This window comes from Pantoea osteomyelitidis (assembly GCF_044342975.1).
Classification (GTDB): domain Bacteria; phylum Pseudomonadota; class Gammaproteobacteria; order Enterobacterales; family Enterobacteriaceae; genus Pantoea; species Pantoea osteomyelitidis.
In genome coordinates, this window is record NZ_JBGFSN010000004.1 from 1,353,030 (window position 1) to 1,368,481 (window position 15,452).

The 15,452-nt window shown below is 56.1% G+C and carries 12 protein-coding genes; all 12 read right to left on the reverse strand.

Annotated elements, in window-relative coordinates:
• Positions 1-12: 12 nt before the first annotated feature.
• A complete protein-coding gene (locus ABU178_RS11505; RefSeq protein WP_397214898.1) occupies positions 13-1,062 on the reverse strand; it encodes a chemotaxis response regulator protein-glutamate methylesterase in 1,050 nt (349 codons plus the stop codon).
• Positions 1,059-1,934, reverse strand: a complete 876-nt coding sequence (gene cheR, locus ABU178_RS11510) for a protein-glutamate O-methyltransferase CheR (RefSeq protein WP_397214899.1) — start codon at positions 1,932-1,934, stop codon at positions 1,059-1,061. The genes ABU178_RS11505 and cheR overlap by 4 nt, the downstream gene beginning before the upstream one ends.
• A 24-nt stretch (positions 1,935-1,958) precedes the next feature.
• Positions 1,959-3,572 (reverse strand): methyl-accepting chemotaxis protein, encoded by a 1,614-nt coding sequence (locus tag ABU178_RS11515; RefSeq protein WP_397214901.1) that lies wholly within the window; start codon positions 3,570-3,572, stop codon positions 1,959-1,961.
• Positions 3,573-3,620: 48 nt separating this feature from the next.
• The gene (locus ABU178_RS11520; protein ID WP_397214903.1) at positions 3,621-5,288 is read right to left on the reverse strand and encodes a methyl-accepting chemotaxis protein; all 1,668 of its coding nucleotides are present in this window, start codon (positions 5,286-5,288) and stop codon (positions 3,621-3,623) included.
• Between the two features lie 91 nt (positions 5,289-5,379).
• Positions 5,380-7,047 (reverse strand): methyl-accepting chemotaxis protein, encoded by a 1,668-nt coding sequence (locus ABU178_RS11525; RefSeq protein WP_397214905.1) that lies wholly within the window; start codon positions 7,045-7,047, stop codon positions 5,380-5,382.
• Positions 7,048-7,231: 184 nt separating this feature from the next.
• On the reverse strand, positions 7,232-8,893 hold the full coding sequence (locus ABU178_RS11530; protein WP_397214907.1) for a methyl-accepting chemotaxis protein: 1,662 nt from the start codon (positions 8,891-8,893) through the stop codon (positions 7,232-7,234).
• Positions 8,894-9,060: 167 nt separating this feature from the next.
• Entirely contained in the window at positions 9,061-9,558 is a 498-nt protein-coding gene (gene cheW / locus ABU178_RS11535) for a chemotaxis protein CheW (RefSeq protein ID WP_397214909.1), read from the reverse strand.
• A gap of 23 nt (positions 9,559-9,581) precedes the next feature.
• The gene (gene cheA / locus ABU178_RS11540; protein ID WP_397215784.1) at positions 9,582-11,597 is read right to left on the reverse strand and encodes a chemotaxis protein CheA; all 2,016 of its coding nucleotides are present in this window, start codon (positions 11,595-11,597) and stop codon (positions 9,582-9,584) included.
• A 10-nt stretch (positions 11,598-11,607) separates the two neighbouring features.
• Positions 11,608-12,552, reverse strand: a complete 945-nt coding sequence (gene motB, locus ABU178_RS11545; protein WP_397214910.1) for a flagellar motor protein MotB — start codon at positions 12,550-12,552, stop codon at positions 11,608-11,610.
• Positions 12,549-13,436 carry a flagellar motor stator protein MotA gene (motA, locus tag ABU178_RS11550; protein WP_397214912.1) on the reverse strand — a complete coding sequence of 296 codons (888 nt, stop codon included), beginning with the start codon at positions 13,434-13,436 and terminating at the stop codon, positions 12,549-12,551. Before motA ends, motB begins: the two co-directional genes overlap by 4 nt.
• 132 nt (positions 13,437-13,568) lie before the next feature.
• Entirely contained in the window at positions 13,569-14,147 is a 579-nt protein-coding gene (gene flhC, locus ABU178_RS11555; RefSeq protein WP_397214914.1) for a flagellar transcriptional regulator FlhC, read from the reverse strand.
• Positions 14,147-14,497 (reverse strand): flagellar transcriptional regulator FlhD, encoded by a 351-nt coding sequence (gene flhD / locus ABU178_RS11560; protein ID WP_397214916.1) that lies wholly within the window; start codon positions 14,495-14,497, stop codon positions 14,147-14,149. Before flhD ends, flhC begins: the two co-directional genes overlap by 1 nt.
• Positions 14,498-15,452 lie beyond the last annotated feature (955 nt).

Below are 15,452 nucleotides of genomic sequence, written 5' to 3' on the forward strand. Positions count from 1 at the left end.
AGGACGGGCTTGTTAAATTCGCAATGCCTGTCCGGCGCTAATTTTGGCCAGCATGTGCTGGCTGATGTGACCTAAGTCCACCACTTCACTGGTCCCCCCGCAGGCAATTGCCTCGCGCGGCATACCGAATACCACACAGGTCGCTTCGCTCTGGGCGATGGTCCAGGCGCCAGCGCGATGCATCGCCAGCATCCCGGCAGCGCCGTCGTTACCCATTCCGGTAAGAATGACGCCCACCGCGTTACGTCCGGCATGGACCGCCACCGAGTTGAACAGCACATCCACCGAGGGTTTGTGACGGTTCACCGGCGGCCCTTCGTTCAGTTTCACCACATAGTTTGCCCCGCTGCGCGCCAGCTCCATGTGCATGGCGCCCGGCGCGATATAGGCGTGGCCGGGCAGAATACGCTCGCCGTCTTCCGCCTCTTTCACCGTGATCTGGCACAGCTTGTTCAGCCGATCGGCAAAGGAACGGGTAAAGCCTGGCGGCATATGCTGGGTAATCAGCAGCGCCGGGCTGGTGGCCGGCAGCGGCTGCAGCACATGCCGAATCGCTTCGGTGCCGCCGGTAGAGGAACCGATGGCGATCAGCTTCTCGCTGCTGAGCAGCGGACCCGCTTTCAGCGTCACCGGCGGCGGCGTGGCGACACGCGCATGTAGCCTGGCGCGCGCGGCGGCGCGGATCTTGTCGGCGATCATCTGGCTGTAGGCCAGCATCCCTTCGCGGATGCCGAGCTGCGGCTTGGTGACAAAATCCACCGCTCCCAGCTCCAGCGCGCGCAGCGTCACTTCCGACCCTTTCCCGGTCAGGGACGACACCATCACGACCGGCATCGGACGCAGACGCATCAACTTCTCCAGAAAGTCGAGTCCGTCCATGCGCGGCATTTCCACATCCAGCGTCAGCACCTGCGGGTTGTACTGTTTGATCAAGTCGCGTGCCACCAATGGATCCGGCGCCGTGGCGACCATTTCCATATCGGGATGACTGTTGATGATTTCGGTCATCAGCTGTCGCATCAGCGCCGAGTCATCCACGCACATAACGGAGATTTTGCTCATCGTCTTTCCTTAGTCAGTCCATAGACGGTTTGTCCCCGCAGCCAGAATTCTTTACTGATCTGGCTGAAGTTTTCTGAATGTCCGGCGAAGAGCAGTCCACCCGGTTTCAGCAAGGGAACGAAACGGCGCAGAATTTTTTCCTGCGTCTCTTTATCGAAATAGATCATCACGTTGCGACAAAAAACCGCATCAAACTGCCCCGGTAGCGCCCAGTCGTTAGCCAGCAGGTTAAGCTGGGTGAAGTGCACCTGATTGGCCAGCTCCGGGCGCACGCGCACCATGCCGTCATGCGGACCGGTGCCGCGCAGGAAAAAGCGCTGCAGATGAGGCTGCGACAGAGTGCGCAGCTCCTCGTGGCGATAGATGCCGGCCACTGCTTTCTCCAGCACTTGGGTATCAATGTCGCTGGCGTGTACCTGAAACTTGCCCGGACCGGTGCCCAGAGTTTCCGCCAGCGTCATGGCGATGGAGTACGGCTCCTCGCCAGTGGAGGCGGCCGTGCTCCAGACGCTGTAGTTGCCCGACCGCTGTTTGGCATGTTCCGCGAGAATCGGAAAGTGATGCGCCTCGCGGAAAAATGCTGTCAGGTTGGTGGTAAGCGCGTTGATAAACGCCTGCCACTCCGCGCTGTTGGGATCGTTTTCCAGCAGTGCCAGGTAGCGACCAAAATCATCAATGTTCAACATGCGCAGGCGACGCACGAGGCGGTTATACACCATCTCCCGTTTGTGGTCGGCCAGCACAATGCCAGCGCGCTGGTAAATCAGCTGGCTGATACGACGAAAATGTGCATCCGAAAGCGGCAGACGCTGAACCATCTGCGACAGCAGCGTTGTAGCTTCGTTTTGATCCAATAACGTCGATTTCTTCATTTAGGTTACCTGGCAACGTACTGATTAAGCTGTTAACGCCATATCGTGTTTCTGTAATGCCAGCGACGGATCGGACAGGGCGGCCTCGATGCTGCCGGTCAGCTTGAAACGCTGTACCGTGCCGCTGAGGTGCTCCGCCCGCGCTTCAAGCGCGTCGGTGGCGGCTGCCGCTTGTTCTACCAGCGCGGCGTTCTGTTGTGTGACCTGATCCATCTCACTGACCGCCTGAGCAACCTGCTCGATACCGCGGCGCTGCTCGTCCGACGCCGAGGCGATTTCACCCATGATGTCGTTGACGCGCGTTACGGACTGCACGATCTCCTCCATGGTGCTGCCAGCGGTGGCGACCAGCTCGGAGCCTTGATCGACCCGGCTGATGGAATCTTCAATCAGCGTTTTAATCTCTTTGGCCGCCTGTGCGCTGCGCTGCGCCAGACTGCGCACCTCGCCCGCCACGACGGCAAAGCCGCGTCCCTGCTCGCCGGCGCGCGCCGCTTCCACCGCGGCGTTCAGCGCCAGAATGTTGGTCTGGAAGGCGATGCCGTCGATCACGCCGGTGATATCGCCGATCTTCTTCGACCGGGTAGCGATATCGCTCATCGTCTCCACCACGTTGCGCGTCAGCTCGCCGCCTTTATGGGCGGTTGTAGATGCTTCACGCGCCAGCTGCGCCGCCTGGCGGGCGTTATCCGCGTTGCCGGTTACCGTGGCGGTAAGCTGCTCCATGCTGGCCGCAGTCTGCGCCAGCGATGCCGCCTGTTGTTCAGTGCGCGAGGAGAGATCGTTATTGCCTGCGGCAATTTCCTGAATACCGACCTGCATCGCCTGGCTGCCGTCGCGCACCTGCGCCACGGTCTCCGCCAGCTTTTGCTGCATCTGGCGCAGGCCGTCAAACAGCAGCGTCATTTCGTTGCGGCCAGAGACCTGAATCTCGCTGTGCAGATCGCCGGACGCGATGCGCTCAAAGTGACGGCGCACCACTGCCAGCGGCGTGATCAGCGCGCGCTTCAGCCAGAACAGCGACAGCAGCGTAATGGCCAGCGACAGCGCCACGGCGGCGATAAAAGTCAGCAGCGACTGCTGATAAAAGCCTTCGCTCGCCGTGCGCGCATGGCCAATTACCTCGCCGATATGGCTGTTCCAGTTGTTGTACTGCTTCAGGAAGTTGTCCTGAATGCCCTGCGTCGGCGAGTCGAGAAAGTCCTGCAACTGGAAGTTCTCCAGATAAACAATCAGATGCGCCAGCTCTTCGTGATAGGCGCTGTAGCTGGTCTGCACCGATTTGGTCAACGCCTCGCTTTCTGCGGAATTGCGCGGAATCGACAGAAACGTCTTAAAACTTTTGTCCGCCTTGTCGAGATCGGCCTGTGCGCTGGTCATCAGGCTGACCACCTGATCGCGCGGCATGCTAAGCGCAGCACGGGTGCCCGCTCGGCTCAGGGTAACGCGCGCGCTCAGCAACGAAGCCCAGGTCTGGCTCAGGGCGTTGCGCTGCTGCGCGCCCTGATCAACCTGCGTCAGGTTTTTCGCGTCGAGGCGGAAAGCGTTAAAGGACAATCCGCTGCCCGCAATCTGCATCATGCAGAACACCAGCAGTACGGCAATCAACGTGGTGGATACTCGTATACGACTCAACATCACACACTTCCCCCGTCCAGGCCGCCCAACGCGGGCAGCCAAAAGTAGTTAAAAGGTTTCCCAGTTATCGTCAGATGCAGCCGCGCTGGCTTTAGGTGGCGCGCTCAGCAAGGCTTTTTTCGGCCCTGTAGTTAGGTTAACGGCCTGAGTGACAATTTCTTTACCAATATTGAACACGGAAACCGCCTGTTTTAAGCGGCTGGCCTGATCTTCCAGCGCTGCCGCCGCTGCCGCCGACTGCTCAACCAACGAAGCGTTCTGCTGGGTGACGCGATCCATCTCGCTCACCGCCAGCCCCACCTGGTCGATACCGCGGCTCTGCTCGTCCGACGCCGAAGCGATTTCACCCATAATGTCGGTGACGCGCGTTACCGCGCTGACAATGTCGCTCATGGTTTCACCGGCGCTTTCTACCAGCACGGAACCGGTATCGACGCGGCTGACGGAATCTTCAATCAGTCCCTTAATTTCTTTCGCCGCCTGGGCGCTGCGCTGCGCCAGATTACGCACCTCGCCCGCCACCACGGCAAAACCGCGCCCCTGCTCGCCGGCACGCGCCGCTTCCACCGCCGCGTTCAGCGCCAGGATATTGGTCTGGAAGGCGATGCCGTCAATCACGCTGATAATGTCAGCGATTTTCTTCGAGCTGCCGGCGATCTCTTTCATCGTCGAGACCACGCCATCCACCACTTTGCCGCCCTGCTGCGCGGTTTCCGACGCGCTGAGCGCCAGCTTTGACGCCTGACGGGCGTTTTCTGCGTTCTGCTTCACCGTGGCGGTAAGCTGCTCCATGCTGGCGGCGGTCTGCTCCAGCGAGGCGGCCTGTTCTTCGGTACGCGAAGAGAGATCGTTGTTGCCCGCCGCGATTTCGCTGGCGCCGATATAGATAGCGTCGGAACCGTCGCGCACCGTACCCACAGTGCGCTTCAGCGCTTGCTGCATATGCTGGAGCGAACCAAGAAGTTCGCCCATCTCATTCCGGCTGGTGACGTGAATGGGCTGAGTCAGATCGCCACGGGCGATATGCCGGATATGTTCAACGCTCTGCTTCAGGGGATGGATAAGCACTTTGTCCATGCCGCTCCACACCAGCGCCATCACCGCCAGGGTGACGATCAGCAGCCCAAGCAGCATCCAGAGAGTCTTAGCGTAAGCAGCCTGATTCTCTTCGATGCCCTTTTGGGTCAGCACATTGTTGTCGCTCAGCCAGGCGTTATAGCTTTTTTCAAACGCATTCTGGAGACCCTGAGTCGGCTGATCCACGAACGCGCTAAAGTTGCCGGCCTGCAGAAAACCCGTCAGCTCGTCCAGCGCAGTGCGGAAAGCTTTAAAATTCTCCTGCAACGCCAGGACGTTTGGCGCTTTGCGCCCGTTTTCCGACAGATGCGAGTTAAAGCTGGCCAGCGCGCCGTCGGCGGTTTTCAGCTCATCCTGCGCCAGCGCCACCAGCTCTTTTACCGTTGCGCCCGAACCGGATTGCGTACTGTCGAGCAAATAGCGGATCCCGGCGCGGTTCAGCGTATTACGTGACTGCACCAGCGAAACCCACGCGGTGCCCATCGACTGCTGCAGATCGCGCAGTTGCTGGCTAACCGCAAAATTTTCTTTATCGGCTTTGACCGTCTGAAAAAACATCCCCCCCGAACCCAACTGCAACGCAGCAAAAAGCACCAGCACGCTGAGCAGGCCGGTAACCACACGAACACGATTAAACATAGGCACCTCATTATTACGAATCGGCACTGTTATCGGCGCGGGTGGCAGAATCTTTATTCAGGGCGGGTGAGACAGCTCACCCGCAACGGCATCAGAAGGTTTCCCAGTTAGCGTCACTGCTGCTGCCGGAGGTAGCCAGCGCTTTACGCGGCGCGCCTGCCCGCGGCGACTTCACTACCGGCGCGGCTTTCAGCGCCTGACCGCGCGGGATTTTGAACACCGCGACTGACTGGCTCAGGCGGCTCGCCTGCTCTTCCAGCGAGGCCGCCGCCGAGGCAGATTCTTCCACCAGCGAGGCGTTCTGCTGGGTAACGCGATCCATCTCGGTTACCGCCTGGCCTACCTGGTCGATACCGCGGCTCTGTTCGTCCGACGCCGAGGCGATTTCACCCATGATATCGGTGACGCGTGTTACCGCGCTGACGATGTCGCTCATGGTTTCACCGGCGCTCTCCACCAGCACGGAACCGGTATCGACGCGGCTGACAGAATCTTCAATCAATCCTTTGATCTCCTTCGCCGCCTGGGCGCTGCGCTGCGCCAGACTGCGCACCTCGCCCGCCACCACGGCAAAACCGCGCCCCTGCTCGCCGGCACGCGCCGCTTCCACCGCCGCGTTCAGCGCCAGGATGTTGGTCTGGAAGGCGATACCGTCGATCACGCTGATAATGTCAGCGATTTTCTTCGAGCTGCCGGCGATATCTTTCATGGTAGAAACCACGCCATCCACCACTTTGCCGCCTTTCTGCGCGGTTTCCGAGGCGGTAAGCGCCAGCTGCGACGCCTGACGGGCATTTTCCGCGTTTTGCTTCACGGTAGCGGTAAGCTGTTCCATGCTGGCAGCGGTCTGCTCCAGCGAGGCGGCCTGCTCTTCGGTACGGGCGGAGAGATCGTTATTGCCCGCGGAGATTTCGCTGGCGCCGGTAAAGATAGCGTCAGAGCCGTCGCGCACGTCGCTGACGGTACGTACCAGCGACTGCTGCATATCACGCAGGCTGGCCGCCAGCTGTCCCATCTCGTTACGACCTTCCGCATCGATGGTGTGGGTCAGATCGCCGCTGGCGATCGCTTTAATATGTTGCATCACGGCGAGCAGCGGCTGAATCAGCAGACGACGCAGACCCACCCAGCAAAGCACGATCACGGCCACGACCAGCAGCAGGATGGCGGAAAGGGTCCAGATGGTATGCTGGAATGCTGATTCATTCTGCTCAATGCCCTGGTTTGCCAGCACGGCCTGTGCGGCGCGCCATTCAGTGTAGGCCGCCTGCATCTCATCCTGCTTTTGTTCGATATTCTGCTTGAACATCGCTTCAAGCTGTTTGCCTTCCAGCTGGTCTATCATCGTCGCCAGCGTCTGCTGATAGATGCTGTAATTTGCCTCCAGACGCTTGCCGATCGCAGGGTCAAGGCCGGGGGTATCCGGAATAGCTTTATAGCGAGCGTAATGTTGTTCCGCGCTGGCCAGCTGGCTTTTGCCATGTTTGACCAGCTCGTCGAGCGGCCCGCCGTTAATCTCGGCGGCCATGCTGTTTTGCAGGCGCAACATGCCACGGTTGAGGGTAATGCGCGTTTGGTTCAGCGCAATCCAGGCATCGGTAAAGGCGGCGACGTTCTGGCTGGCACTTTGCGAAACGGCGAAACTTTGTTTGTCCTGCTTCAGCGCCTTGAAGAACAGCCCGCCGGTCAACAGCTGAAGCAGACCGAAAATAGCCAGCACTAAAATCAGGCTGGTGACGACTTTGAGATTTTTAAACATAAGATTCCCTGGTATTAAAAAATAAGCTGCAAAGGATTTATCGGCGGGCTATTGCGTTTACTTATAGTTGCGCAGCGTTATTTACAAAATATTTAACTATAAAAAAGGCGTTATGGCGGAGATTAGTTCTTAGTTAGAAAAAATGGCAGCATAACGCTGCCATTTTGTTTAATTATCATTCTGCTCAGAAGGTTTCCCAGTTGGCGTCGCCAGCCGGGGCAGCCAGCGCTTTACGCGGCGCGGCCAGCACCGGTGCTTTCGCCAGCGGCGCGGCGGCTTTCAGCACCTGCCCGCGCGGGATTTTGAACACCGCAACTGACTGGCTCAGGCGGCTCGCCTGCTCTTCCAGCGAGGCCGCCGCCGAGGCAGATTCTTCCACCAGCGAGGCGTTCTGCTGGGTAACGCGATCCATCTCGGTTACCGCCTGGCCTACCTGGTCGATACCGCGGCTCTGTTCGTCCGACGCCGAGGCGATTTCACCCATGATGTCGGTAACGCGCGTTACCGCGCTGACGATGTCGCTCATGGTGTCACCGGCAGTGCCGACCAGCGTTGAGCCGGTATTGACGCGGTTTACCGAGTCTTCAATCAGTCCTTTGATCTCCTTCGCCGCCTGGGCGCTGCGCTGCGCCAGACTGCGCACCTCGCCCGCCACCACGGCAAAACCGCGCCCCTGCTCGCCGGCGCGCGCCGCTTCCACCGCCGCGTTCAGCGCCAGGATGTTGGTCTGGAAGGCGATGCCGTCGATCACGCTGATAATGTCGGCGATCTTCTTCGAGCTGCCAGCGATGTCGTGCATGGTTTTCACCACGCCATCCACCACCTGACCGCCCTTCTGCGCGGTTTCCGAGGCGCTGAGCGCCAGCTTCGACGCCTGGCGGGCGTTTTCCGCGTTCTGTTTCACGGTAGCGGTAAGTTGCTCCATGCTGGCAGCGGTCTGCTCCAGCGAAGCGGCCTGCTCCTCGGTACGGGCGGAAAGATCGTTATTGCCTGCGGAGATTTCGCTGGCGCCGGTAAAGATAGCGTCGGAGCCGTCGCGCACGTCGCTGACGGTACGTACCAGCGCCTGCTGCATCTCATGCAGGTTGCTCGCCAGCTGACTCATTTCGTTACGGCCTTCAACCTGAATATGCTGGGTCAGGTCGCCGTGGGCGATATGTTTGATATGCTCAATATTGCTGTTAAGGGGGTTGATCAATACCTTGCGCAGGCCGATCCAGCAGAGCACGATCACCAGCGCCACCACTGCCATGATAGCGCCCAGAATCCACATCATCTGGCTAAAAGCGTCCGAATTTTGCTGCACGCCAAGCTTCATCAGGCGCGCCTGATCGGCACGCCAGCCGGCATACAGTTTCTGAAAGGCGGACTGATTCGGCGCCACCGGCAGCTTGCCAGCCTGATCGATCTCATTAGCCATAATCGCCGCCTGCATCTGACCCAGCACATCGGCATAAGCGGTGTAACTGTCGTTGACCTGTTTAACTAAATCTTTATCCTGGCCCGGCGTGTCGGGGGTATCGATATAGCGCTTAAAGCTCGCCGCCGCCTTATCCTGAAAGGTTTTGCTCTGCTCAAACAGGTCATCAATATCCGCATCTTTTTCGGACAGCTTGCTGGTAGCGATACGCAACAGCGCGCGCGTCAGTACTACCCGACTCTGGTTGAGGCTCATATAGGCATCGCTCAGCGCGGAATTATTTTCGCTGGCAAGCTGGGAGACGTTAAAACTCTGTTTATCGTTGCTCAGCGCAGTAAAAAACACACTGCCAGAGACAACTTGTAAAATGCCAAACATTAACAACACCAGCAATAAGCTGGTTACGACACGTATTTTCGTCAGCATAGATAACCCTGGAGAAGTAAAAAAGAATAATTGGTACCACAAGCTTATCGGCGCAACGGGAGGGGAGTTTAGAAATATAAATGGCTTTATTTCTTATTTAGTCATTTATTTTTTATTTATTAAAAAGGCGGAAATATATTCCGCCTTATCGGTTAAACCGCGTTTTATTACGCGCTGCGCAAGGTATCCATCAGCGCCATCTCTTCGCTGCTCAACAGCTTTTCGATATCCACCAGGATCAGCATACGTTCGCCCAGCGCACCGAGGCCGGTGAGGTATTCGGTAGACATGGTAACAGCGAATTCCGGCGCCGGACGGATCTGATCCTGCGTCAGCGACAGCACGTCAGACACGCCATCCACCACTATGCCGACCACGCGCTGAACCAGATTCAGCACAATCACCACGGTGTTGTCGTTATACTCCACGTCCGGCTGGGCGAATTTAATGCGTAGATCGATAATCGGCACAATAACGCCGCGCAGGTTGGTGACCCCTTTAATAAACCCTGGCGTGTTGGCGATGCGCGTCACCTGATCGTAGCCGCGAATCTCCTGCACCTTGAGAATATCGATGCCGTACTCTTCATCACCCAGTGTGAAAACTAAAAACTCCTGGCCCACGGTTTCGCCAGCGAGCTTAGTAACGGTTGCCATTCCAGTCATTATTTTTACCCTTTCGTTATCAGTTACGCTGCGGCCCCGGCCACACGTTTTTCACGGTTAAGCGATTGCAGTGCGGAAACATCGACGATCAGCGCCACGCTGCCATCACCGAGGATGGTGGCGGCAGAGATGCCCGGCACTTTGCGGTAGTTGCTTTCTAAGTTTTTTACCACCACCTGATGCTGGCCGATCAGCTGATCCACCAACAGCGCGTAGCGCTTACCGGCGCTTTGCAGAATCACCACGATGCCCTGCGTCGCTTCGGTTTTCGCTCCCTGCACATCAAAGACGTTCCAGAGTTCCACCAACGGCAGATATTCACCGCGCACTTCCAGCACGCATTCGCCACCAGCCAGCGGTTTCAGCTCTTCGGCGCGCGGTTGCAGCGATTCCATTACCGCGTTCAGCGGCAGAATAAATACTTCATCCGCCACGCGGACCGACATGCCGTCCAGAATCGCCAGCGTCAGCGGCAGCAGAATGCGGATCGTGGTGCCTTTGCCCTGCTTAGAAGCAATCTCAACATGGCCGCCCATCTCCTGGATGTTACGTTTTACCACGTCCATGCCGACGCCGCGCCCGGAGACATCGGTCACCTGCTCGGCGGTGGAGAAGCCCGGCGCGAAAATCAGCATGCCGACTTCTTCGTCGCTCATGTTCTCGCTTACCGGCAGCCCGGACGAGAGCGCTTTCGCCAGGATTCGCTCGCGGTTAAGGCCGGCTCCATCGTCGCTAACCTCGATGCAGATGTTGCCGCCCTGATGTTCAGCGGAAAGCGTCAGGTTGCCGGTCGCCACTTTGCCCGCGGCAAGGCGTTTTTCCGGTGACTCGATACCGTGATCCAGGCTGTTGCGCACCAGGTGCGTTAACGGATCGATGATGCGTTCAATCAGGCTTTTGTCCAGCTCGGTGGAGCTGCCCAGCAGCGTCAGCTCGACCTCTTTACCCAGTTTGCTCGCCAGGTCGCGCACCAGGCGCGGGAAACGGCTGAAAACATATTCCATTGGCATCATACGGATGGACATCACCGACTCTTGCAGGTCACGCGCGTTGCGCTCCAGCTGGCCCATGCTGTTCAGCAGATCGCCATGGGCTACCGGATCGAGTTCGCCGGAGCGCTGCGCCAGCATCGACTGGGTGATTACCAGTTCACCGACCAGGTTGATCAGCTGATCGACCTTTTCCACCGCCACACGAATGCTGCTCGACTCGCTGGCTTTCGCCGGAGCCGCCGCTGCGCGCTTCGCGTCGCGCTTCACCGCAGGCGTGATTTCAGTGACCGTCGCGGTCTGTGCCACAGGCGCGGGCGTCTCCGCCACGGCAGCTACGGCAGCTACGGCAGCTACGGCAGCTACGGCCGGAGCCTCTGACGGCGCGGCGGCCTCAGGGAAGCGAATCTGCGCTTCATCAATCACAAAGCAGAGTACCGCAACGATATCGTCTTTGCTGACGCCTTCAATGTTAGCTTCCAGCGCGGTCGGTGCTTTCTGAATGTTGCTGAGCTGGCCCAGATTGCCCAGCTCCTCCAGCATCAGATCGACCTCTTTCTCTTTCAGATCGACCAGCTGAACGCGCAAGCCGCTGGCGGATGCTGCAGCAGGCTCTGCGGCGGCGGCCGGTTGTGCCGCGGCGGGCACGTCAACAGGCAAGCCTTTGGCTTCTAATGCCAACTGGCGCAGCGCTTCGCAGATGTAGTTAAAGCTCTCTGCATTCGGCTCCTGCGCGGTTTTATAAGCATCGAGCTGTTCCTGCATAATATCTTTGGTTTCCAAAAACAGGTTGATGATGTCGGTGCTGAGCTGCATCTCGCCGCGGCGAGCACCATCCAGAATATTTTCCAGAATATGGGTGGTTTCCTGTAATACCGTAAAGCCGAAGGTACCGGCCCCGCCCTTGATGGAGTGGGCGGCGCGGAAAATGGCATTAAGCTGTTCGGAATCGGGCTCCTGGGGATCCAGTCCCAACAGGTGTTGCTCCATGTCCGCTAACAGCTCATCGGCCTCGTCGAAAAAGGTCTGGTAAAAATCGCTGATGTCCATGCTCACGGGATCACCTCTGCTGTGAGGAGTGGTCTGTATTCACTGCGCTGTCGCCAGGCGGTTTCGGCTCAGTGATTTGTTGAATCGCCGCCGGGTCGTTCACCTGGACGGCGTCGCTTTCGGCGTTCTCTTTTTCTATTGCCGCTTCGGTGTCATGGTTCAACACCAGCAGGCTGATGCGGCGGTTGACCGCGTCGTCACCGCCACGGTTTTTCAGCTTCATGGTGTCAGCCATGCCCACCACGCGCAGCATCTTGCTGCTTTCCAGCCCGCCGATAATCAGCTCACGGCGCGAGGCGTTGGCGCGATCGGCAGAAAGTTCCCAGTTGCTGTAGCCGCGATCGCCATTGGCATAGGGAATATCATCGGTATGGCCCGCCAGGCTGATTTTGTTCGGAATATCGTTCAGAATCGGCGCGATGGCGCGCAGGATATCGCGCATGTAAGGCTCCACCTCGGCGCTGCCAGTTTTAAACATTGGCCGGTTCTGGCTGTCGATAATCTGAATACGTAATCCTTCCTCTACCATATTGATGATCAGGTGCGGCCGCAGGGCTTTCAGGCGCGGATCGGCTTCAATAAGCTGGTCCAGCTTCTCCCGCAGACGGTTAAGACGAATCTCATCCAGCTGACGTTTCTGCGCATCCATATCCACGACCTTGTGCACTTCGCCCTCTTTACGGGTCGGATCGTCGCCGCCGCCAGGAATCGGACTTTCGCTGTCGCTGCTGCGCTGACCGCCGGTCATTGCCACCTTGAGCGGCGTACGGAAATATTCGGCAATCTGAGTCAGCTCTTTCGGGCTGGCGATCGCGATCAGCCACATCACCATAAAAAATGCCATCATCGCCGTCATGAAGTCGGCATAAGCGATTTTCCATGAGCCATGTGCGCCCTCATGTTTCCCCCCCTTGTGCCGTTTAACCACCACAATGGGGCGATTATCATTCTTCATGCATTTTCACCCGATGTCTGTTTAGCGGGGTTTTTCGCGTTACGTACGTGCTCTTCCAGCTCGCTGAAAGAGGGACGCTCGGCGGAGTAGAGCGTTTTACGGCCAAACTCCACTGCAATCTGCGGTGCGTAACCGTTCAGGCTGGACAGCAGCGTGACCTTAATGCACTGCATTATCTTGGTGGATTCGGAACACTTCTGACGCAGCACCGATGCAAGCGGCGAAATAAAGCCATATGCCAGCAGAATGCCGAGGAAAGTTCCTACCATCGCATGCGCAATCAACTCGCCCAGTTCCGCCGGCGGACGATCCGCTGAAGCCAGGGTATGCACCACGCCCATAACCGCCGCCACGATACCGAATGCCGGCAGTCCGTCGCCCACTGCGGCTATACTTTGCGCTGGCACCTCACATTCGTGTTCGTAGGTCTCAATCTCTTCATCCATTAACGCTTCAATTTCAAAAGCGTTCATATTTCCGCTGACCATCAGGCGCAAATAGTCGGTAATAAAATCGACCAATTGCTTATCGGCAAGAATGCGTGGGTAATTAGCAAAAATTTCGCTCTGGCTGGGATCTTCAATATCGCTTTCCAGCGATAACATCCCCTGCTGACGCGATTTCGCCATCAGACGATAGAGCAGCGCCATTAAATCCATGTAAATAGCTTTGTTATATTTTGAGCCACGAAATAACAAGGGCAGCGCTTTTACGGTTTTCTTAATGGCTTTTCCGTTGTTGCCGACCAAAAAGGCACCGAGACCTGCCCCACCGATAATCAATAATTCCGAGGGCTGGTAAAGCGCGCCAAGATGGCCGCCGACCATCACGTAGCCCCCCAACACGGAACCCATGACCACGATATAACCCAATATAATCAGCACACAAAAATCCTTACGTCCGTAACGTGTTGGTGGAAGTTAAGCCAGAGAGCCGCAGGTGTTATTCCCAAACGCAAGGCAAAAAAAAGCAGCGGTAATAACCGCTGCTGGATTTCTTCCACGTTGCGAACAAACTTAAACGGCGTGTTTAACCTGTTCATCCAGCAGTTGTGGAAAGGTATCGGCAGAATCTGCAGAAAGTTTACGTCTTTTTACCGCGCGCGAAGGCGGCTGGCACAGGCTGCAAACGAAGCTGCCAACTGGCTGATGGGCGTGGTTAATAAAACTTCCGCCGCAGCATTTGCAGTCAGCAAGCTCGAGCATGCCACTTTCAACGAATCGCACCAGGGTCCAGGCGCGCGTCAGCGCCAACAGCGGGCCCTCGTCCGATTGCGGACACTGTTCGAGGTAAAGGCGATAGGCCTTGATGATTGCATCCACGCCGCTGCTCAGCTTGGTTTTCAGCAAAAACTGCCAGGCGTTGCAGAACATAGAAGCATGAATATTTTGTTCCCAGGTCATAAACCAGTCGGTCGAGAACGGCAGCATGCCTTTTGGCGGCGGGCTGCCGCGCAGCTCTTTATACAGCTTGATCAGACGACCACGGCTGAGCTGAGTTTCGCTCTCCAGCATTTGTAAGCGCGCACCCAGCGTAATTAATTCCATCGCCAGCTGAATATCACGTGCTTCCTGAACGATACTCTTTTCGCTCATTACACCGCCCTCTTCTTCGCAACGGTTTCTTCTTTAGAAGCGTTACGCAATAAACGACTGGAAAGTAATATGCCGGTATGAATCTGCTGTAAATCGTCAACGCGCGATTCCTGCGTCAGGCGACTAATATGGTTATGATCGTTGAAACGAAACTGGCAAACCAATTGATTGGTTTCGGCTAATTTAACCATTTCCGGCAAGGTTAATTTTGACAATGCATCCGCCATCGGCTCATCGATACCTAAACGAAACATTGCTGAAGCTTTTTCCTGGTTAATTAAACGCTGCGCAAGCAGTAAGTACGACAGGTTGATGTCATAAATATGTTTTAGTAATTCTGATGTACCCATTTTTTCCATCCTGATAGACGCTACATGAAACTACCGCAGAAAAAATATCTGCGTTTTAGGTTGCTGGTTGGTAAATCTAAAGATGGCAAAAATAATCAGGCAAAAGCCAAACGTTTTACTGAAAGCTGTTTCATTTCCCGTCAGGGAGTGAGTCAGTAATAGTCATAACCCCAGGCCAATCTTTTCTTGAGTCGTAACCATCTTCCGTGACGTCTGCTTACATTTTTTAAGACTAATCCGAAAACAACGCAAATCTATCCGTTCTGATTTCCACATACAACGAGGGCCAGGCAAAATTTTAGATAAAGTGTGATCCACATCACACTTTTAAGGCAAATTTTTTTCTGGAAGCTTCAGCAACGCTTTTCTGTTGTACTTTTTTTGTACAAAAAACCTGCGGATCGCTAATATTTCTTCCAAAATCCGGTTTCGTAAATGTAAACGGGCCAGAGCGCTTCGGCCTCGATCTTTTCTCTGTGTAATCGTTATTAATGACAAACAGATAACTATTTATGCAGCGATATGCAGCATAAAGCACTGTTTATGCGCTTATGCAATTGCTTTAAAATTAGTAACTTGAAGTAATCACGCCGGGTAATTGGCTGCCAAAAGAGAAGGTTTGTGAAAAGCCATTACGGGCGTAGCGTTAACAGTTGAAGTCTGATGTTTAGTAAGAGGCAGGAGATGTAACAATGAGTTACATTAGAGATATGAATGAATTAACAGATTGATACTTCGCTTCAGCAAAAGTATCGGCAGTCTGTAGATGACCTTAACAACAAGTCTGAAAAAGTTGTTTTGCAGCGGCTATATGATGAAAAGATGAACAACTGTATAAAAGCGATACAATACAGGCAGTTGGAACGTTAAGACCCGGACAACAGTTTATGCTGATAAAAAGGGGGCGAAACAGCAAAAAATGGCAGGATGTAACAATTTCTCGGCGGGAGGAAAA